This is a genomic window from Nocardia sp. NPDC005825, assembly GCF_040630175.1.
Taxonomy (GTDB): domain Bacteria; phylum Actinomycetota; class Actinomycetes; order Mycobacteriales; family Mycobacteriaceae; genus Nocardia.
In genome coordinates this window covers 135,813-156,074 of sequence record NZ_JBEXXC010000001.1, presented here as the reverse complement: position 1 = coordinate 156,074, position 20,262 = coordinate 135,813, and the positions used below count along the sequence as shown (strand labels likewise).

Below are 20,262 nucleotides of genomic sequence, written 5' to 3'. Positions count from 1 at the left end.
ATAGCGTGAAGGCATGTCCGAACAGCTCGAAACCCAGGCAGCCGGTGTGACGCGGGGGCAGCGCATCGGGGTGGTCGACAGTCTGCGCGGATTCGCGCTGTTCGGGATTCTGGTCACCAACACCGTGGTGGCGACCATGCTCTGGTCGTCGCCGGGCGCGGGCGCCGATCCGCAGCCGATGTTCGACGGCACCCTGGACCGGTTCGTCTACGGGCTGATCGACGGATTCTTCCTCGGCAAGTTCTATCTGCTGTTCGCGTTCCTGTTCGGGTACTCGTTCACCTTGCAGATCGCGGCCGCCGGGCGGGCGGGCGTCGCGGCCACGCCCCGGCTGGTGCGCCGCTGCCTCGCCCTGTTCCTGATCGGTCTGGCGCATCTGCTGTTGCTGTGGATCGGCGACATCCTCACCCTGTACGCCGCGCTGTGCCTGATCCTGGTGGCGCTGCGCCGGATTCGGCCGCGCCCGGCCCTGATCACCGGCCTGGTGCTGTATTTCGCCTTCGCGTCACTGGCGTTCCTGCCGGGCAACGGGGGACTGGCCGGGCTGGGCGAGGTGTTCGATTTGCAGCGGATGCATGATGGCTACTCCGGCAGTGCCGGTGACACGCTGCGCGCCCAGCTGGAGTTCGGCCCGAAGTTCATGATCTTCACCTGGATCGGTCAGGGCATTCCGGCGCTGGGGATGTTCCTGGTCGGCTTGGCGGCCGGCAAGCGCCGCGTGTTCGAGGACACGGACTGGACAACCCGGTGGCTGCCGCGGGCGCTGGCGGTGGGATTCGGTGTGGGACTGCCTGTTTCCGCCGTCACAGTGACATTGATGACGCTGCATGGGGAGCTGCCGTCGTTCTGGTACGGGGTGCAGGAACTCGCGAACCCGTTGCTGACGCTCGGGTACGCGGCGGGCATCGTGTGGCTGGCCCGCTACCGATGGGCGGGCGCGGTCGGCTGGCTCGCACCCGCCGGGCGGATGGCGGCGACCAACTACATCGGGCAGTCGGTGGTTCTGATGCTCGTCTACACCGGATACGGTCTGGCACTGGCCGATCGCGTGCCCCCGGTCGGGGTCGTACTGCTCGCGGTCGCCACCTATCTGGTGCAGATCCGGCTCAGCGCTCGGTGGTTGCGGACTCACCCGTACGGCCCGGTCGAGTGGCTGTTGCGCGCGGCGACCTACCTGTCGATCCCCGCGTGGCGGAAACCGACAGCGTAGGTGCGCCGTTCAGGGCAGGTCGTACGCCGTGGCGTGTCGCGGCTGGTAGAGGCCGATCTGGCCCGCGCCCGGCACCTTCAGCATGGTGAGCAGGCCCCACCCGGCATCGGTGACGTCCGAGGTGAATTCGACGCCCTGGGACCGCAGGTCGGCCACGGTGGCGGTCAGGTCGTCGCACATGAGATACAGCTCGGCCTTGCCACTGTCGGGGACTTGCGCGGGATGCACGGCGAGTTCGGCGGGCGGCGACTTGAAGATGAGCCACCCGTTGTTCGCGTCGACATGGGCCAGACCGAGGACGTCACGGAAGAAGGCCCGTGCCGCGTCGGCGTCCTCGGCGTAGAGGATGGTGTGCGCACCGGTGATCATGTGCCGACGCTAACAGCGTCGGGCCGCTCCGGTGCGCAGGTGCGCGGTCAGTATGTCGCCCAGTCGCGCCGCGAATTCGGGGGCTTCGGTTCGCATCCCATTGTGGGCGCCGGGGAACTCGGTGACCTCGATCCCCAGCCGGCGGGCGATCTCGACGGCGGGACGGTACGGCAGGCACCCTTTCGTCTCACGCCCGGCGGCCAGGACCAGTCGATCGGCCAGCGGGGCGAGCGCCGCGAAATCGGGCAGGTACGAGGTGAATTCGCGGAGCTCGTGTTCGAGCATCAGCGGGCCGTTGGCCGCCAGTCGTGCCCACATCTCGGCGGCGCGCGGCGGCAGTTCGTCGGGCATCGGAGACGGTTTCATGGCATTGCCGATGCCCGCCAGGAAGCGCACCGACGCCGGGCCGGGGCCTTCGGTGCGGAACAGGGTGTAGACCTCGTCGATCATGGCGCGCTGTTCGGCGGCGTCGGGAAGGACGGCGAAACACGGTGGTTCGTGCGCGATCAGCAGCGACACCTGTTCCGGATGCCGGGCCAGCAGATCGAGTCCGACGATCGCGCCATTGCTGCCGCCGACGACGAGTGCGGGCTCACCGGTGAGGTGGCTCAGCAGCCGGTGGACGTCGTCGCTCTGCACCTCGACCCGCTGCGTCCGCTGCGGACCGTCGAGGACGCTGCGCGAATAGCCGCGCTGATCCAGCGACACCACCGTGAACCGGTCCTCGAGAACCTCGGCGATCGGGTCCACCGAGGCCGCGTCGCCCCCACCGCCGGGCAGGAACAGCACGAGCGGGCCGCTGCCGCGCACCTCGTAGTAGATGGTCGCGCCCGGTACCGGTAGCGTCTCGGATCTCATTGCGGGGTCTCCTGTTTCGTTGTCGGCCACTGGGTCAGCAGCAGATGCAGGGCGTCGAGGATGCGCGCCCAGGACCCGTCGGTCTCGCGGGAGTGGTTGAAGCCGCCGACGGTCTCGAGCGTCGCGAAACCGTGGAAGGTGCTGCGCAGCAGGCGGCCCGCGTCGATGAGCTCGGGGCCGTCGAGGTCGTAGCCGCGCAGCAGGGCTTCGGTGAGCTGCACGCTGCGGACCGCTCCGGGGGCGTCGGCGATGGCCTCGATGTCGAGCTTGCGCTGGGTCGCGTCGTAGCGGCCGGGGTGTTCGCGGGCGTAGTCGCGGTAGGCGTTCGCGAAGGCGATCAGCGCGTCGCGACCCGCCCGTCCCTGGACCGCCACCCCGATCCGGTCGGTCATCTCGACCGCCGCCTGCAGAGCGATGCGTGTACGCAGATCCTGCAGATTCCGGACGTGCGAGTAGAGGCTCGGATCCTTCACCCCGAAGTGCTTGGCGACCGCGGCCAGCGTGACATTGTCGAACCCGATGGCATCGGCCATCTCGGCCGCCGCCTGTGTGATGCGTTCGGCGTTCAGTCCCACCCGCGGCGACATCAGCACTCCTTCCTAAGTCCATTAGGTTAAAACCTAATATACATAGGTTCGGAGCCTCCGGCGAAACCAGGTCGACGCTTCCCCGTCGTCACCCCTGCCGAAGCTGCTTGCGGAAATGCCAAGCAGCGCCGCGCGTTTCGGAAGTCCGGCGGCAGGTCCCGCCTCCGCGGCGGGCGTGCGGCCACCGATGCCCTTGCGCCAGTGGAACTCTGACCCACGCCCGTCTTCTATGCCACTCGACCGTGTCGTAATTACACGCGTGCCATTGAACACGCTGCCCCCTAATTGAGTTCCCTTGCATCCGTGTGAGTTACCTTTGCTTCGACGTTCAAAGTTTCTTTCCGAGACCGCATCGAAGCGTGTGGCGGAGAACAGAGATGGAGAAAGAAGTCAATGGCAAGAATCGAATACGGCCTCGATGAGAATATTCCCGACGATGTGCGCGCGGCTCTCGATGGCAAGGATTTGCTCAACGTCTTCCGAATGATGCTGCACTCACCGAAAATGATGGGCTCGGCCGCGGTCCTCGGAGTGGTCGGCCTGCTGGAGTCGACCCTCACCCCGGTTGACCGCGAACTGCTGATTCTAGCTACTGGCCTGCGGTTTCAGGCTTCCTACGAGTGGGATCAGCACGTGCCGATCTCCGAGCTCGCGGGCGTCACCGACGAGCAACGCGCGGCGCTGCTCCGAGGCGATTTGGATGCGGACTGCTTTTCCCCCGCCCAGCAGGAATTATTGCGATTCACCGTGGTGGTCGCCGCATCGCCAATTATCTCGGATTATCAATTCGATGCGGTGCGCGCATATTTCACCGAACGCCAGGTGGTGGAAGCGGTAATGCTCACCGGTTTCTACTTCCTACTGGGCAGGGTGGCCACGGTATTCGAGGTGGATTCCGATCCCCGCCCCGGCGATGAGGTTCTCCGGGCGGGCGCGAGGGCTACCGCATGAATGACTTTCCCGCAATATCGATTTCGGAATGGACTGCGCTGTGACGGGGCTCCGCTGGCATCAAGGTGATGCGTCGCCCGCATATCTGCCGAAGGAGATCGTCGCCGCGGCCCGTGCGCCGCGGGTGACCGCGCATGTGCTGCGCCGCAGCGCCGATGGTGCGCGCGGGCTCGGGACCGGTGGCCATGTGGCCGCGGGCACCAGCGAGGGCCATGAGGTGCTGGGCACCTTGCCGCCCCTGTTCCCCGAGTGGCTCGGCGATCCTGGATTCGCGGCGGCCCACGGTGTCCGTTTCCCGTACATCGCGGGCGAGATGGCCAACGGCATCGCCGGCACCCGGCTGGTGATCGCCATGGCCCGCGCCGACATGCTCGGCTTCCTCGGCGCGGGCGGACTGTCCATGGCGGTGCTCGAACGCGCGGTGGCCCAGTTGTCGCGCGAGCTGGCCGGGCGCGCGAACTGGGGCGTGAACCTGCTGCACGCGCCGTCGCAGCCGGGCCACGAGGATCGGGTGGTGGACCTGCTCCAGCAGTACCGGGTCCCGAAGGTATCCGCGTCGGCGTTCATGGATCTGACCCCGGCCGTGGTGCGTTGCGCGGTCGCGGGCCTGACCGTCGACGACTCGGGCGCGGTCCGCCGGCGAATCCACCTGTTCGCGAAGGTGTCCCGCCCGGAGGTCGCCGAGAAGTTCATGTCCCCGGCGCCCGAGGACCTGCTGCGGCTGCTGGTCGAGCAGGGGTCGATCACCGTGGACGAGGCGCGGCTGGCCCAGCGGGTGCCGCTGGCCTCCGATATCACCGTCGAGGGCGACAGCGGGGGACACACCGACAATCGGCCCCTGACCGTCGTGCTGCCGGCGGCGCTGGCGCTGCGGGAGAGTCTGGCTCGGCGGTACGGGCACCAGGAACGGATACGCGTCGGAGCCGCCGGTGGTCTCGGGGATCCGGCGGGTGTGGCCGCCGCGTTCGCGTGCGGCGCGGACTATGTAGTCACCGGCACCATCAATCAGTTGTCCGCTGAGGCCGAATTGTCCCCGGCGGCAAAGGAACTGCTCGCCGGAGCCGACCTCGCGGACGTGGCCATGGCGCCCGCCGGGGACATGTTCGAGTACGGGGTCAAGGTGCAGGTCCTGCGCCGCGGCACCCTGTATCCGGCGCGGGCGGCGCTGCTCTACGACGCCTACCGCGCCCACGAGAACCTCGAGGCGCTGCCCGCCGACCTGCGTTCACGGATCGAGCGCGAGCTGCTGCGGTGCTCGCTGCAGGAGGCGTGGGCGCAGACCCGCGCGTTCTGGCAGGAACGTGATCCCGGCCAGGCGACCCGAGCCGACACCGACGCCCGCCACCGCATGGCACTGGTCTTCCGGTCCTATCTCGGTCGTTCCGTCCGCTGGGCGATCGACGGTGAACCGGGCCGCGAGGCCGATTACCAAATCTGGTGCGGCCCGGCCATCGGGGCGTTCAACCGCTGGATCGCGGGCAGTCCGCTCGCCGATCCCGGCAACCGCACGGTCGCGCACATCGCGCTGAACCTGCTCGAAGGGGCCGCGGTGGCGACGCGCGCCCAGCAGTTGCGCTCCTACGGCATTCCGGTCCCGCGCACCGGCCTGCATCTGCCCTGTCACATCAGCTGACCTCCGGAGTCCCGCATGCCTGATATCCGATCGGTTCCGATCGCCATCGTGGGGATGGCGGCCGTCATGCCCGGCGCCGCCGACCTGACCCAGTTCTGGCGCAATATCGTCGAGGGCCGCGACCTGATCACCGATGTTCCCGACACGCACTGGCCGATCGAGGACTACTACGACCCCGACCCGGCCGCGCCCGACAAGACCTACTGCAAACGCGGCGGCTTCCTGCCCGACATCGACTTCGATCCGATCGCGCACGGCATGCCGCCCGCCGCCATGGCCGCCACCGACCCGGCCCAGTTGCTGGGACTGGTCGTCGCCGACCGGCTGCTGTCCGACGTGCGCCGAAACCTGGCCGGGCCCTTGGACACCGAGCGGGTCGGCGTGATCCTGGGCAGCGCGGTGCTGTCCATGGTCGGCACCATGGACGCGCGCAGCCAGCAGCCCGCGTGGATGGCGGCGCTGCGGGAGTCCAGCCTGTCCGAGGCGGAGGCGCGACGCGTGTGCGACCGCATCAGCGCGCGGTTCGTGCAGTGGCAGGAGGCGAGCCTGCCGGGCCTGCTGGCCAATGTGATCGCCGGGCGCATCGCGAACCGGCTGGATCTGCACGGCACCAACTGCACCATCGACGCGGCGTGCGCGGGCTCGCTGGCGGCGGTCCACGCCGCGGTCAACGAACTCGTGCTCGGCCAAGCCGATCTGATGATCAGTGGCGGCGTGGACACCTGCAACAACCCGATGACCTTCCTCGGCTTCAGCAAGACGCCGGCGCTGTCGAAAACCGGTGATATCCGGCCGTTCTCGGAGGACGCCGACGGCACCATCCTGGGTGAGGGCGTGGGCATGGTCGCGCTCAAGCGGCTCGCGGACGCCGAACGCGACGGCGACCGGATCCACGCGGTGATCAAGGGGATCGGAACATCCTCGGACGGCCGCGGAACCGCCATCTACGCACCGGCGGCCCCCGGACAGGCGCGGGCGCTGACGCGAACCTACGAGCGCGCCGGGTACGGACCGTCGACGGTCGAGCTGGTCGAGGCCCACGGCACGGGCACCCGCGCGGGTGACGCCGCCGAATTCGCGGCGCTGCGGGAGGTTTTCGCTCCCGCGCGCGAGGACACCGGCTGGTGTGCGCTGGGGTCGGTGAAGTCGCAGATCGGGCACACCAAGGCGGCCGCGGGCGCGGCGGCGATGATCAAAACGGTGCTGGCCCTGCAGCACAAGCGATTACCGCCGACGATCAAGATCGACCGGCCCAATCCCGCCATGGAACTCGAGTCGAGCCCCTTCTATCTGAGCACGCGGACCCGTCCGTGGATCCGGTCGGAACAGCATCCGCGCCGGGCGTCGATGTCCAGTTCGGGCTTCGGCGGCAGCAACTTCCACATGGCGCTCGAGGAGTACGTGCCGCACGGCACCGGGCGCGGGGCGCAGGCGATCCGCACCATGCCCGCCGAGCTGGTACTGCTCAGCGCCCCGGCCATCGATGGGCTGGCTGCCCGCGGCGCGGAGCTGGCCGGGCTCGACGGCATCGAGCTGATCGCCGCGGAGAGCCAGCGCAGCTTCGATCCCGCCGCGCCCGCGCGGCTGGCGGTGGTGGTCGCGGCGGGGCAGGACTTCGCCGAACGATTGGAGCTCGCGCTGGCCGCGATCTCCGACGGCGACCGCGCGGGTATGCCGCTGCCCGCGGGGATCTCGTTCCAGCAGGGCCCCGCCGAACCCGGTGCGGTGGCCTACCTGTTCCCTGGGCAGGGGGCGCAGTACCCCGGGATGGGCGCCGATGTCGCGATGGCCTTCGATGTGGCTCGCGACGTCTGGGACCGGGCAGCCGGTTTGGAGCTGGGGGATCGGCCACTCCATGAGGTGGTGTTCCCACCGCCGGTCTTCGGTGACGACGCCGAGGAGGCGCAGCGCGAGCTGCTCACCGACACCCGGTGGACCCAGCCGGCACTGGCCGCTCACAGCATGTCGCTGCTCGCCGTGCTCGAGTCCGCGGGCATCCGTCCCGATCTGGCGGCCGGGCACAGTCTCGGCGAGCTCGTGGCCCTGTCCGCCGCCGGGGTGCTGGACCTGCCGGGTCTGCTCCGATTGGCCCGCCGCCGAGGCGAACTCGTGCACGCGGCCGCGGACCGCCCCGGGGCCATGCTCGCGGTGATGGCGCCGATCGATCGGGTCCGCGAGGTGCTGGCACGGGTGGTCGCGGCGGATGTGTGGGTGGCCAACCACAACCGGCCCGACCAGGTCGTCGTGTCCGGCACGGTGGAGGCCGTCGAGACCGTGCGGGCCGCCTGCGCGGACGCCGAGATCTCCTGCCGGAGGCTGAATGTCGCGACCGCGTTCCACAGTCCGCTGGTCGCGACGGCCGCCGCGCCGCTACTCGACCACCTGAACACCCTCGACCTGCGGGCGCCCGGATTCCGGGTGTACGGCAATGCCGACGCGCTGACCTATCCGGACGCGGCGACGACCATCCGCGATCGTCTCGCGGCGCAGGTCGCGTCCCCGGTGCTGTTCGTCGACCAGATCGAAGCCATGTATGCCGCGGGCGCACGGGTATTCGTGGAGGTCGGTGCGGGCACGGCACTGAGCGGTATGGCCGCCGCGGTGCTCGGTGACCGCCCGCACCTGACGGTCGCCCTGGATCGGCGCGGCAGCAACGGTGTCACCGCGCTGCTGTCGGCCTTGGGCGCGCTCGTGGTCCACGGCATCCCGGTCGACACCGCCGCGCTCTGGCAGGACGGTCTGCCCACACAGGACACGGCCGAGCGTCCCGCGATGTCCATCAAGATCAACGGTTCCCAATTCGCCCGGCCCCGTATCGAACCCGAACCCGACGACCCCGTTCTTCCCGCCGACCCCGTTGTGAAGGAGAGCTACACCATGCAGAGCCCCGCCCCCGAACCGCCGATCGAGCCTGCCGCGGTCCGGCCGACCCCGGTCGTGCCCACCGTCGAGAGCATGTCGCACGACGTCGGAGATCCCTGGCTGCAGGCCTTCGTCGAAGTCCAGCGCCAGACCGCGGAAACCCATGTGCTGTTCCAGCAGACGCTCGCGGCCAGCCAGCAGAACTTCCTGGTGATGGCCGAGAATTCGATCAACCGCCTCACCGGTTACCTCGATGACACCCCGCCCGCCCGGCCCGAAACCCGTACGCTCGCACCGGCTCCGGTCGCTCCCGCCGCACTGTCCCGGCCGACCTCGCCGGTCATCGCGGCGGCGCCGACCATCACCCCGGCTCCAGCACCGGTGGTCCGGCCGGAAAGACCCGCGCCCGCGCCGCAGCCGGTGGTTGCCCCGCCACCTCCGCGGGTCCCCACTCCCGTCGCGGCGGCTCCGGCTCCCGCTCCGGTGGCCCCGGCCCCGGTTCCAGTTCCGGCACCGCCTGCTCCGAAACCTGCCGCACCGGAGCCGATCCCGGCCGCCGCACCCGTCGCGGTCGCCGAACCCGCCGCCGCCGACGCGGCGCAGCCGGGCGGACTGAGCTTGGACGCGCTGGTGGCGGTGGTGTCGGAGAAGACCGGCTACCCGGAGTCCCTGATCGGCGGTGACATGGACCTCGAATCGGATCTGGGCGTCGACTCGATCAAGAAGGTGGAGATCCTGTCCACGGTCCGTCAACGGGTGCCGGGGTTGCCGCCCGCCGATTCCCCCGAGATGAGCGAGTTGTTCCGGGCGCGAACGCTGAACGAGGTGGTGATGCGAGTCGGCGGCGGTCGTCCCGCTCCCGTGGCGGTCGGCATGTCGGGCCGGGAGCCGAGCGCTCAGCCCGAGGAGCCTGAACCGGTCCGCTATCGGGTAGGGACGGTGCCGGTGGCCGCGAGCGGTCTGGCGATGGCCGGGCTCCGCGCCCGGCCGGTGCAGGTGGTCGACGGCGGGAGCGGCCTGGCCCGCCCGATCGTCGATCGGCTGATACGCAATGGAATCGACGCGGTGGAGACGACGGCGCCCGCGGCGTCCGGCGGTCTGATCCTGCTGGGCGGCCTGGCCGCGGTGGATTCACCCCGGACCGGCGTCCGCCTCCAGCGCGAAGCCCTGGGTTGGGCGCGGGCGGCCGCCCCCGGCCTGGAGAATCAGGGCGGTGTCTTCGTCACCGTGCAGGACACCGGTGGAGGTTTCGCCCTCACCGGCGATCCCGGCATGCGGGCGTGGGCGGGAGGTCTGGCCGCCTTGGCCAGGACGGCCGCCCACGAGTGGCCCGCGGCGTCGGTGAAGGCGATCGACTGTGAGCGGGGCGGACGGTCCGACGCCGAGGTCGCCGACGCGATCGTGGCCGAGTTATTGAGCGGCGGACCGACCCTGGATGTCGGGTTGCGCGCCGACGGCACCCGGCACGGCGTCGAGGTCGTGCCGGCGATAGCCGAAACGACGCGGGCGGTTCCGAGTGGCCCGGCGGTCCTGGTCGTCTCCGGCGGAGCTCGCGGGGTCACCGCCGCGGCGATCCGGGAACTCGCCGCCGGGCGCGCCCTCAGGCTGGCAATCCTCGCCCGGACCGAGTTGGCCGACGAACCGGAGACGTGGGCGGCGGCGCGCACCGAGACCGCTCTGATCGGCGTGCTGGCCGCGGAGGGCGTCGCGGCGTCGCCGGCCGCGATCACCGCGCGCGCCAGGGCGGTGATCGCGGCCCGCGAGGTCCGCGCGAACCTGCGCGAACTCGAGCAGGCCGGCGCCGAGGTCCGGTACTTCCCGCTGGACGTGGCGGACCCCGCGGCGGTCGCGGCCGCGCTCAACGAGATTCGCACGGTCTGGGGCCCGATCACCGGACTCGTGCACGGCGCGGGCGGGCTCGCGGACAAGCGCATCGCCGACAAGACCGAGGAGCAGTTCGACCGGGTCTTCACCACCAAGGTGGAGGGTCTGCGCGTGCTGCTCGAGGCGACCGCGTCGGATCCCCTCGACACGATCTGCCTGTTCTCCTCGGTCGCCGCGCGTTTCGGCAATCCGGGGCAGAGCGACTACGCGATGGCCAATGAGGTGCTCAATCACGTTGCCGCCGCCGAACAAGCCCGGCGGCCCGACTGCCGGGTCCGCTCGATCTGCTGGGGCCCGTGGGACGGCGGCATGGTCACTCCGCTGATCGCGGCCCAGTTCACCGGACGCGGGGTCGGCCTGATCCCGCTGCGCGCCGGAGCCCGTGCCTTCGTGGCCGAGCTGGTCACCACCGATCCGGGCACCCAGGTGGTGATCGGATCGGGCCCGGGGATCGGCGGGGCGATGCGCGCCGAGATATCGGTCGCCGGTGAACGTTTCGCGGGTCTCACCGACCACAGCATCGCCGGCACGCCGGTCCTTCCGGTGGCCATGGCCGTGGAGTGGATGTCCGGACTCGCCCTCAGCCGGCGGCCCGGCGAGGGGGCGGTCGCGCTGACCGATCTCGAAGTGCTGCGCAAGGTCGAGCTCCCCGGCCGGGATCGCATGCTCGTGGTGGAGAGCGATCCCGACGGCGCCCGGCTGCGGCTCATGACCGACGGTCCCGCACCGCATTACCGGGCCAGTGCCGCCGCGGTCGGCGCACCCGGTCGGTGGGAGACGCCCTCGGGCTTGAAACCGTTGGGGAAGCCCGAGGTCTACGACGGCAAGCTGCTGTTCCACGGGCCCGCGTTCCAAGCCCTCGACGGCCTGGTCGAGGTCGCCCGGGCGGGGGCGGCGGCCCGGGTGCGGGGAGCGATCTCGCTCGGATGGCCGCCGTCGTGGAACACCGACCCGGTCGCCGTGGACGGGGCGCTGCAACTCACCGCGCTGTGGGCGGAGACCGTGCTGGGCGGGGCGACCCTGCCCATGCGCATGGACGAATTCCGCTGGCACCGGCTGGGTCCCGCGTCCGAACCGCTGCACTGTGTCGTCCAGGGCCGCCACGGCACCGATGACATCGCCGTCTGCGATGTCGCGCTGCTGGAACCCGACGGCGCGGTGCGCGCCGAACTGTTCGGCGTGACCCTCGTCAAACGCCCCGATCTGGCCTGAACCGAGCTCAGCGAAAACGAGGTCCCGATGCACTTCGAACCGATCGCCATCGTCGGACAGGGCTGCGTCCTGCCGGGCGCCCTCGATCCAACCAGCCTGTGGGACAACATCTCCGCGGGCCGGGTGAGCATCGACCGGGTGTCACCGGAGGAATGGCGGATGCCCGCGGCATGGACCGGTCTGGGCACCGTCGAATGGGCGGATCCCGACCGGCCCGCCGTCGCGGGCCTGGTCCGGGGCTTCGACGAGATCTTCGACGCGACCGGGTTCGCGGTCGACGCCGAGGAGATCGCGGGCTGGGATCCCGCGCTGCGGTGGGTGGTCCACGCGGGCCGCACGGCGCTCGGCGATCTCGCGCCGCCGGCCGGATCAGGCCTGGTACTGGGAAACCTGGGATATCCGTGGCGACAGGAGGCGGAGTTCGCCGAACAGCGCTGGTTCGCCGAACTGCCCGACTCCGCCCGGATGATTCCCGGGCGTGCGGCGGTGGATCCGCGCGCACGATTCAGCGCCGGCCTGCCCGCCCAGCTCGCCGCCCGCGCGCTCGGACTCGGACAGGGCGGCTTCGCGCTCGATGCCGCCTGTGCGTCCAGCCTGTACGCGATCAAGATCGCCTGCGACCGATTGCACGACCGGACCGCGGATGTGATGGTGGCGGGCGGAGTCTCGGGTTCGGACGGCCTCTACATCCAGCAGGGATTCGCGGCGATGCAGGCGCTCAGCAAGTCGGGGCGCACACGGCCGTTCCATCGCGACGCCGACGGCTTGGTGCCCGCCGAGGGCGCGGCGGTGGTCACGTTGATGCGCCATCGGGACGCGGTGTCGGAGGGCCGCCCGATCCTCGGAGTGATCCGGGGGATCGGCCTGTCCAATGACGGTCGCTCCGGCGGCTTCTTCGCTCCCGACCGGTCCGGGCAGGAGCGGGCCATGCGCGCGGCCTACCGGATGGCGGCGGTCGATCCGAAGACGGTGTCACTGCTGGAGTGCCACGCGACCGGGACCACGGTGGGCGATGCCGTCGAGATCGCCAGCGCGAGTGCCGTTTTCGCCGATCACGAGGGATTGCCGGTCGGCTCGGCGAAGTCGAATGTGGGTCATCTGCTCACCGCCGCCGGGGCCGCCGGGCTCTTGAAGATCCTCGGCGCGTTGAACAACGGGATCCGGCCTGCTTCGGCGGGTGCGGAGGAGCCGACCCCGGAATTGCACGATCGGCCATTGCGGCTGCTCACCGGAAACGAGCCGTGGACCGGACCGCTCCGGGGTGCGGTCAGCGCGTTCGGATTCGGGGGCAACAACGCCCACCTGATCGTGGACGGCGCGCAGGAATCGATCCCCTCCGCCGCCCCGGCTCTCGACCGGAGGACGGATCGGATCGCGATCGTCGCGCTCGGGGTGCGCACCGGCGACGGTCGTACGCTGCGCGACTTCCGCGAGGCGCTCCTCGCGGGACGACCGATCCCGGCTCCCGCCGTCTCCGTGGAAACCCGATTGAGCGGCTTGCGGTTTCCGCCCAACGATGTCGCCGAAGCTCTGCCCCAACAGATTCTGCTGTTGCAGGCGGTCCGTGACGCGGTGGCGGAGCGGACGCTTCCAGCCGAGACCATGGTTGTGGTGGGGATGGGCTCCGACGCGGATGCCGCCCGCAGGCACGCCCGCTACCGCCACGAGTCGTGGGCGGCCGCGCACGGGCATCGCAGCCCGCTGGCCGACGGTGCGGTCCGCCCGCTCACGGGAAGCTCCGGAATCGGGCACATGGCGAATGTCGTGGCGAATCGGATCAGCTCGCAGTTCGATCTGACCGGTCCCAGCTTCGCGGTCATGGCCGAGGAGGCGTCGGGCACCACCGCACTGGACCTCGCGGCCCGCGCACTGCGCGTCGGGGAGGTGGATGCCGCGGTGGTGGGTGCGGTCGACCTGCCGGACGCCGTGATTCATCAGACGGCGGCACGCGCCCTCGGGCTGGACGACCGGGCGGGTGACTGTGCTGTGGTCCTCGTCGTGAAACGGCTGGCCGACGCCGAGCGGGCCGGGGACACGGTCCTGGCGTTGCTGGACGCCGGAGCTCCGACCGAATCCGTGGGCCTGTCGATCGGCCCCGAGACTGCATTCGACCCGGCCGAGATCGTCGGTCCGGTACACGCCGCCCGCGGCCTGATCGCCGTAGCCACCGCTGTTCTCGCCTTGCGGCTGGGGGTGAGGTTCCAGATCGGACGACAGGCCGATCCAGCACCGTGGGCGCGGACCGCGCAGGTCCGGGTGAATCCCCTTGGCGGAGAGCCCGCCTCGATCCACCTGGCCGCAAGTGACCGCGAACCCGCGACCGCCGAAGGCCCGCTCCGGGTGTTCGTCTTCTCCGGACACGACACCACGGCGGCGCTGACTGCCCTCGAAGCCGGGCAACAGGACAATGCCGGTCCGGCCCGGATCGCCGTCGTGGCGGCCGACCTGGCTCAGGCTCGGGCGCTGACCCCGGCCGTGCGACGCTGGCTCGTGGACCGCGGCCCCCGCCCGCCCGGCGTGTCCTTCCGCGCCGAACCCATTGGGGGACAAGTCTCCTTCGTCTACACCAACGGCTCCGCGACCTATCCGGGAATGGGCCGCGCCCTGCTGCTGGGCATGCCCGCGCTGCTGGATCGAGTCGAGGCGCGGCACCCCGGCGGCTCGAACGCCCTGCGCTGGGCGCACGAGGGTGACGGCAGCCCCGCGCTGGCGATCGACCAGGTCGGCGGCGCGCTGTATCTGGCTGTGCTGCATACCGTCCTGACCCGGGACGTGCTCGGGATCGTCCCGTCGGCATCGCTGGGCTATTCCTCCGGTGCGGGCGCGGCGCTCGTGGCGCTCGGCGTGTGGTCCGATATCGCCGGACTGAGTGCCGATGTGCGGGCCAGTGGCGTCTACACCGAGGAACTGGCCGGTGCGCTGCGGGCGATTCGCGCGGCGTGGGCGACCGCCGGTGTGGCAGGGGAGCGCTGGTGCAGTTACCTGGTCCTCGCCCCGCCCGAGACCGTGCGATCGGTGATCGCGGCCGAGCCCGCGGTGCACATGATGGCCGTCAACACTCCCGAGACCTGTGTGATCGGCGGCGAGGAGCGGGCTGTCGCGGCAGTGCTGCGGGCCCTGGGTGAGACCGCGACCATGCGTCTGGACTACGACCTGGCCGCGCACGCCCCCGAGCTCGAAGGTCTGCGGGATCGCTTGTGCCGCTTGTACTGCCGCCCGACCACCGATGTCCCGGGCATCACCTTCTACAACTGCGTGACCGCGCGGCCGCACCGGTTGGACGCGGAAAGCGTGGCCGAGGCGATGGCGGATCAGATCATCGGTCACATCGACTATGTGGCGCTGGTCGAACGGGCCTACGCCGACGGCGTCCGGGTCTTCGTCGAGCACGGGCCGTCATCGCTGTCCACCGGTTGGATCAAGCGCATCCTCGGCGAGCGCGACCACGTGGCGGTCGCGCTCGACGCGAACCCCGCGGACGGATTGCGGAGTCTGTTCGCCGCGGTGGCGGAATTGTGTGCCGCCGGAATCGATGTCGATGTGGCGGCCCTGGCCGAATCGGTGGTGAGCCCAGCACCGGACGATGTGCCCGATAACTATCTGGTGGTCCCGGCGCACGCGCCCGCGATGCGCCTGGCCGACGTCGAGCCGCTCACCATGACGCCCGCCCCGGCCGTCGGACCGGCCACACCGCAGCCCCGAGCACCCCGGCCGGTCGCGGCGGAGATGGTTCCCGCGGCCGCGGACAGACACCGCCGACAGCGGGTCGCAGCGCTCGCGGCGGTCGCCCAATTCCGCGAAACCACCTGGACGCAGACGGAATACCTGCGCGTCGCCGCCCAGGCCCAGCAGTCCTACATGGAGCGTCGTGCCGCCATGGTCGAATCCCTCGGAGCCGGGAGCATCTCCGCCCGGCACGGCGCGGCGGTCGCACCACCGACTCCGATGACACCGGCATCGCCGCCTCGGCCGGGCCCTGAATTCGATCGCGCCCAACTGGAATACCTGGCGACGGGCCGGATCTCGGATCTGTTCGGGCCGCAATTCGTGAGCCAGGACGACGACTTCCGGCAGACCCGTATGCCGAGACCGCCGCTCCTGCTCGCCGACCGGGTCACCGGCATCGACGCCGAACCGGCGACCATGGGCATCGGCAAGATCTGGACCGAAACCAGTGTCCGCCCCGACAGCTGGTACCTCGACCAGACCGGCCGGATGCCACCGGGTCTGCTCCTCGAGGCCGGTCAGGCCGACCTGCTGCTGATCAGCTGGCTCGGCGCGGATCTGGGCAATCGAGGACTGCGCGTCTACCGCCTGCTCGGCTGCGAGGCCGTGTTCCACGGCTCCCCGCCGACTGCCGGCACCGAGCTGAGCTACGAGATCCGGATCAACGGTCACGCCGAACACGCGGGCCAGCGACTGTTCTTCTTCGAGTACGACGGCACCGCCGACGGCCGCCGGTTCCTGACCATTCGCGACGGCCAGGCCGGGTACTTCTCCGACGACGAACTCGCCGCGAGCGCCGGGGTGTTGTGGGATCCGGTACACCATCCGGCCCCCGATGGCGTCGTCGATGCCGTCGCGGTGCGCACCGACGCGCGTAGCTTCAGCGCCGACCAGGTCACCGCGTTCGCGCAGGGCCGCCCGGCCGACGCCTTCGGGCCCGGCTGGGACCTCGCGCGAACCCACGTGCGCAGCCCCGCCATCGGGTCGACGCCGTCCCAATTACTGCGTGAGGTCACCGAATTCGATTCGGAGGGCGGTCCCTGGGGGCGCGGATATCTGCGCGCCGAGACGCCGGTGTCACCGGAGGACTGGTTCTTCGACGGACACTTCCAGAACGATCCGTGCATGCCGGGTTCGCTCATGTTCGACGGCTGCGTGCAGGCGATGTCGTTCTACCTGGCGGCCACCGGCTTCACCCTGGACCGGGACGGCTGGCGGTTCGAACCTGTTCCCGGCGAACCGTGCCGGTTGCGATGCCGCAGCCAGGTCACGCCCGAGAGTCGCGGGCTCGTGTACGAGGTCTTCGTGTCGGCGCTGTCGGCCGGGCCGTATCCGACGCTGCGCGCGGAAGTGCTCGTCTCCGTCGACGGTGTCAAGGCCCTGCACGTCGAAGGGCTTGCGGTCCGGCTGGTTCCGGACTTCCCGCTGAACCATTGGCGTGCACTCGGGCCCGCCGTCACGCAGGAGACGGGCGCGGCCGTGCCGCCGCAACGGCTCGGCGGCTCGGCGGGCTGTGCCGACTCCACGCCGACCGCCGAATTGGGCGGGCAGCGTTTGGACTACGCGGCGCTGCTGGCCTGTTCATGGGGCGATCCGGCCGTGGGGTTCGGGCCGCTCTACGCGGGATTCGCCCGCGGGGGACGGCCACCTCGGGTACCCGGTCCGCCGTACCACTTCATGACGAGGATCGTGGAGACCACCGGCCCGTACGGGCAGCTGCACATCGGCAGCGAGGTCGTGGCCGAGTACGACGTCCCCGACCGGGCGTGGTTCCTCGCCGAGAACGCGACCCCGGTCATGCCGGCCGCGGTGCTCATGGAGGTGGCACTGCAACCCTGCGGGTGGCTCGGCGCCTACGCGGGCAGCCCGGTCCACGGTGAAGGCGAACTGTTCATTCGCAACCTCGACGGCGACGTCGCCGTGCACGACACGGTGACCGCCGGCGCCGGCTCGATCCGGACCACCGCCCGTCTGCTGTCGGTGTCCGAGCTCAACGGCATGATCATCGAAACCTTCTCCGTCCATTGCGAACTCGACGGTCGTCCGCTGCTCGACGGATCGACGGTGTTCGGCTACTTCTCCGAATCCGCGTTGGCCACCCAGATCGGGATGCCGCCCGGCGACCAGCAATCCGCCGCACCCGCGCGGCTCGGGACGCCCCGGGCCGCAGCCCGCCCGGGCCTGCCCGGCGACATGCTGCTCATGATCGACCGGATCGCGGGCCACTGGCCGGACGGCGGCCGGGCGGGTCTGGGCCGAGTCACCACGGAGAAGTCCGTCGATGCGGGCGAGTGGTTCTTCAAGGCGCACTTCTTCCAGGACCCGGTCATGCCGGGATCGCTCGGCGTCGAAGCGATCGTGCAGACCGTGCAATGGCTGATGCTCGAGCAGGGTCTGACGGCCGGACTCATCGACCCACGCTTCGATCCCGTCTCACTCGATAACCGCCTGGTCTGGAAATACCGCGGCCAGGTCGTCCCCACCGATGCGCTGATCACCATCGAGGCCGAGATCCTGGAGACGGGATCGACGTCCGACACCCGGACCGCCGTCGCCGAGGCCTGGCTGTGGGTCGACGGCCGTCGCATCTATCACCTGCCGCGCGTGGCCGTCGTCGCCCGCGGCGCATCATCCCCGCACACACCGAGGAGCTGACAGCATGCCCGAATCGATCACCGAGCAGATTCGTGAGGAACTCGCCGCGGTCCTGGGGTGTGAACCGGCCGACCTGGCCGGGGACGCGAATTTCGAAGACCTGGGCCTGGATTCGGTCTTCGGGATCACCTTCGTGCAGCGCGTGAACCTGCGGCTGGGCCTGGGCGAGCCGCTCGACCTGACCGCACGGATGCAGACCATCGACGCGCTCGCCGACCACTGCGGCCGCGCGCTCGACGACGTGTCGACCGGGGGCGCGCGATGAGCGAACCGATCGCGGGAACCGTTCCGGCTCTGGGCCGCCGGGTGCGGGTCACCCCGAGCATGTGCGGTCACAGTCCCGCGCTGTACGCGCGGATCGGCGACTGGACCTGGGACACCGTCAGCGAACTCTGCGATGTGGACGTGCTGCGCGCCAGCGACGCCGACGGCGACCCGACCTACCTGTCCTTCTTCTACATCCGGGTGCGCGGCAGCGACGATATGCACCCGCACGGTCTCACCTTCGGCGACCACTTGGCCGTCGACTCGGCATCCTTCGATTTCGGCAGCGAATCCGTGCTCACGCTGCACCGCATCGCGCTCGGACACGACGTGAGCGGACCCGCGGCGGCCCTCGATCTCGACGAGTTCTACGAGGATCGCCGCACCGACTGCCTGTATGTCGAGACCATGAACCGCTGGATCGGGCGGACCGTCGAAGGCAGCAATCAGAACCTGAAACTGGCCAGCCCACCGGGATTCCGGCACACCGCGCTGCCGCGGCTGCCCGCCCGGCATTCGCCGCGCGCGGCCTGCGCGAACGCCCGGAAGCACGGCTCGTTCCACAATGCGGCGGACTCCGGGTACCGGCTCGTCGTCCCCGATCTCACCGGGACCCACCAGGTGGATCTGACCCGTGATCTCAATGGCGTCGGGCTGCTGTACTTCGCCAGCTTCTTCGCCTATGTCGATTCCGGGGTGCTAGACCTGTGGCGGGCGCTGGGCCGCGACGATGCCGCGTTCCTCACCAGGAAGGTCACCGACGTGCGGATCTGCTACTTCGGCAATACCGATGCCGACCAGGGCCTCGAACTGACGTCGCGGCTGTGGGCGGGGGCGGACCCCACCGACGGGGAGCTGGCAGAGGTCGTGATCCGGGAACGGTCCACCACAAGGGTTCTCGCGGTCGCCGAGGTCCGGCTCGGCGGGCAGGGAGCGGCGCGGTGATCAGCGGCGTGCCTCTACCGGCGGCCCGCATGCTGGGTCTGGGGACCTTCCGGCCCGAACACACCGTCAGCAATGTGGTTCTCGCCGAGCGGCTGGATCTCAGCCCGGAGTGGATCGAGAGCCGTACGGGCATCGCGGGGCGGCGACGGGCCGAGGACTCGGAAACCGTGGTGGACATGGGGATTCAGGCGGCCCGGCAGGCGATAGCCCGGGCGGGCGTCGAGCCGGCCGACATCGATTGCGTCATCGCCGCCACCATCAGCTTCACCGACCAGACCCCGTCCGCTGCCGTGCGGATCGCCGCGGAACTGGACCTGGGTCGTCCTGCGGCCTTCGACGTGTCCGCGGCGTGCGCGGGATTCACCTACGGACTCGACCTGGCCCGATGCATGATCGCGGGTGGCACCGCACGTCATGTCCTCGTCGTCGGCGTCGAGCGGATGACCGATCTCGTCGATCCGACCGACCCCAACACGGCGATCCTGTTCAGCGACGGCGCGGGCGCGGTCGTCGTAGGCCCGTCCGCCACGCCCGGTATCGGGCCGATCGTGTGGGGAGCCGACGGCCGTAAGGCCGATCTGGTGGCCCAGAACAGATCCTGGGCCGATTTCCGTGACAACGGCGGACCGCGACCGTATCTGCGCATGCAGGGCCAGGACCTGTTCATGTGGGTGATCGAGCAGATCCCGGCCTTCGCCTACCGCGCCCTGGAACTGAGCGGCGTCGAGCTCGCCGACCTGGACGCCTTCATCCCGCACCAGGCCAACGCCCGCATGACCGAATGTCTCTGCCGGGCACTGGAACTGCCCGACAGCGTGGCCGTCGCCGACGACATCCGCCACCAGGGAAATGCCTCGGCCGCATCCATTCCCCTCGCCATGGCGACCTTGCTCGAGGAGAATCCACACCTGCACGGGGGCACCGCGCTGCTCGCCGGTTTCGGCGCGGGCCTCGCCTTCGGCGCGCAGGTCATCACGCTGCCCGCGCGGTAGCCGCCACTCGATACCGCCCGCGCGGAGGTATCCCGCCGCCACGACGGCCGGGCCTTCAACAGGGCGGCTCCGCGGCACCACGCCGGCTTTCGCGCAGGGGGCGAGCGGCGTCGA

General features: G+C 70.3%; 11 protein-coding genes. 8 read left to right on the top strand and 3 right to left on the bottom strand.

Annotated elements, in window-relative coordinates; genetic code table 11:
- The first annotated feature begins 13 nt into the window (after window positions 1-13).
- Window positions 14-1,210, top strand: coding sequence for a DUF418 domain-containing protein (locus ABZ382_RS00755; RefSeq protein ID WP_357081923.1), 1,197 nt, complete (start codon window positions 14-16; stop codon window positions 1,208-1,210).
- Window positions 1,211-1,219: 9 nt separating this feature from the next.
- Here ABZ382_RS00755 and ABZ382_RS00750 read toward each other — a convergent pair whose 3' ends face one another.
- From ABZ382_RS00750 to ABZ382_RS00740, 3 genes are read right to left on the bottom strand one after another with little or no spacing between them, the layout of a single operon-like run.
- Window positions 1,220-1,579 carry a VOC family protein gene (locus tag ABZ382_RS00750; RefSeq protein ID WP_357081921.1) on the bottom strand — a complete coding sequence of 120 codons (360 nt, stop codon included), beginning with the start codon at window positions 1,577-1,579 and terminating at the stop codon, window positions 1,220-1,222.
- 9 nt (window positions 1,580-1,588) lie between these two features.
- Window positions 1,589-2,437: an alpha/beta hydrolase gene (locus tag ABZ382_RS00745; RefSeq protein WP_357081919.1), complete on the bottom strand. Its 849-nt coding sequence runs from the start codon at window positions 2,435-2,437 to the stop codon at window positions 1,589-1,591.
- Window positions 2,434-3,024, bottom strand: a complete 591-nt coding sequence (locus ABZ382_RS00740; protein WP_357081917.1) for a WHG domain-containing protein — start codon at window positions 3,022-3,024, stop codon at window positions 2,434-2,436. Before ABZ382_RS00740 ends, ABZ382_RS00745 begins: the two co-directional genes overlap by 4 nt.
- A 393-nt stretch (window positions 3,025-3,417) precedes the next feature.
- Between ABZ382_RS00740 and ABZ382_RS00735 the strand changes: the two genes are divergently transcribed.
- The 7 genes from ABZ382_RS00735 to ABZ382_RS00705 are packed head-to-tail and all read left to right on the top strand — an operon-like array spanning window position 3,418 to window position 20,148.
- On the top strand, window positions 3,418-3,975 hold the full coding sequence (locus ABZ382_RS00735; RefSeq protein ID WP_357081915.1) for a carboxymuconolactone decarboxylase family protein: 558 nt from the start codon (window positions 3,418-3,420) through the stop codon (window positions 3,973-3,975).
- A gap of 40 nt (window positions 3,976-4,015) precedes the next feature.
- Window positions 4,016-5,608 carry a PfaD family polyunsaturated fatty acid/polyketide biosynthesis protein gene (locus ABZ382_RS00730; RefSeq protein ID WP_357081912.1) on the top strand — a complete coding sequence of 531 codons (1,593 nt, stop codon included), beginning with the start codon at window positions 4,016-4,018 and terminating at the stop codon, window positions 5,606-5,608.
- A gap of 15 nt (window positions 5,609-5,623) precedes the next feature.
- Complete coding sequence (locus ABZ382_RS00725; protein WP_357081910.1) at window positions 5,624-11,566, top strand: SDR family oxidoreductase; 5,943 nt, start codon at window positions 5,624-5,626, stop codon at window positions 11,564-11,566.
- Window positions 11,567-11,593: 27 nt separating this feature from the next.
- Window positions 11,594-17,947, top strand: a complete 6,354-nt coding sequence (locus tag ABZ382_RS00720) for a beta-ketoacyl synthase N-terminal-like domain-containing protein (protein ID WP_357081908.1) — start codon at window positions 11,594-11,596, stop codon at window positions 17,945-17,947.
- 4 nt (window positions 17,948-17,951) lie between these two features.
- Window positions 17,952-18,212 (top strand): acyl carrier protein, encoded by a 261-nt coding sequence (locus ABZ382_RS00715; protein ID WP_357081906.1) that lies wholly within the window; start codon window positions 17,952-17,954, stop codon window positions 18,210-18,212.
- Window positions 18,209-19,156, top strand: coding sequence for an LnmK family bifunctional acyltransferase/decarboxylase (locus tag ABZ382_RS00710; RefSeq protein WP_357081904.1), 948 nt, complete (start codon window positions 18,209-18,211; stop codon window positions 19,154-19,156). The genes ABZ382_RS00715 and ABZ382_RS00710 overlap by 4 nt, the downstream gene beginning before the upstream one ends.
- The gene (locus tag ABZ382_RS00705) at window positions 19,153-20,148 is read left to right on the top strand and encodes a beta-ketoacyl-ACP synthase 3 (protein WP_357081902.1); all 996 of its coding nucleotides are present in this window, start codon (window positions 19,153-19,155) and stop codon (window positions 20,146-20,148) included. Before ABZ382_RS00710 ends, ABZ382_RS00705 begins: the two co-directional genes overlap by 4 nt.
- Window positions 20,149-20,262: the final 114 nt, after the last annotated feature.

Excerpts from the sequence above, each read along its gene's own strand:
- ABZ382_RS00755 (WP_357081923.1), top strand. The coding sequence starts at position 14 with ATGTCCGAACAGCTCGAAACCCAGGCAGCCGGTGTGACGCGGGGGCAG.
- ABZ382_RS00750 (WP_357081921.1), bottom strand. The coding sequence starts at position 1,579 with ATGATCACCGGTGCGCACACCATCCTCTACGCCGAGGACGCCGACGCG.
- ABZ382_RS00745 (WP_357081919.1), bottom strand. The coding sequence starts at position 2,437 with ATGAGATCCGAGACGCTACCGGTACCGGGCGCGACCATCTACTACGAG.
- ABZ382_RS00740 (WP_357081917.1), bottom strand. The coding sequence starts at position 3,024 with ATGTCGCCGCGGGTGGGACTGAACGCCGAACGCATCACACAGGCGGCG.
- ABZ382_RS00735 (WP_357081915.1), top strand. The coding sequence starts at position 3,418 with ATGGCAAGAATCGAATACGGCCTCGATGAGAATATTCCCGACGATGTG.
- ABZ382_RS00725 (WP_357081910.1), top strand. The coding sequence starts at position 5,624 with ATGCCTGATATCCGATCGGTTCCGATCGCCATCGTGGGGATGGCGGCC.
- ABZ382_RS00720 (WP_357081908.1), top strand. The coding sequence starts at position 11,594 with ATGCACTTCGAACCGATCGCCATCGTCGGACAGGGCTGCGTCCTGCCG.
- ABZ382_RS00715 (WP_357081906.1), top strand. The coding sequence starts at position 17,952 with ATGCCCGAATCGATCACCGAGCAGATTCGTGAGGAACTCGCCGCGGTC.
- ABZ382_RS00710 (WP_357081904.1), top strand. The coding sequence starts at position 18,209 with ATGAGCGAACCGATCGCGGGAACCGTTCCGGCTCTGGGCCGCCGGGTG.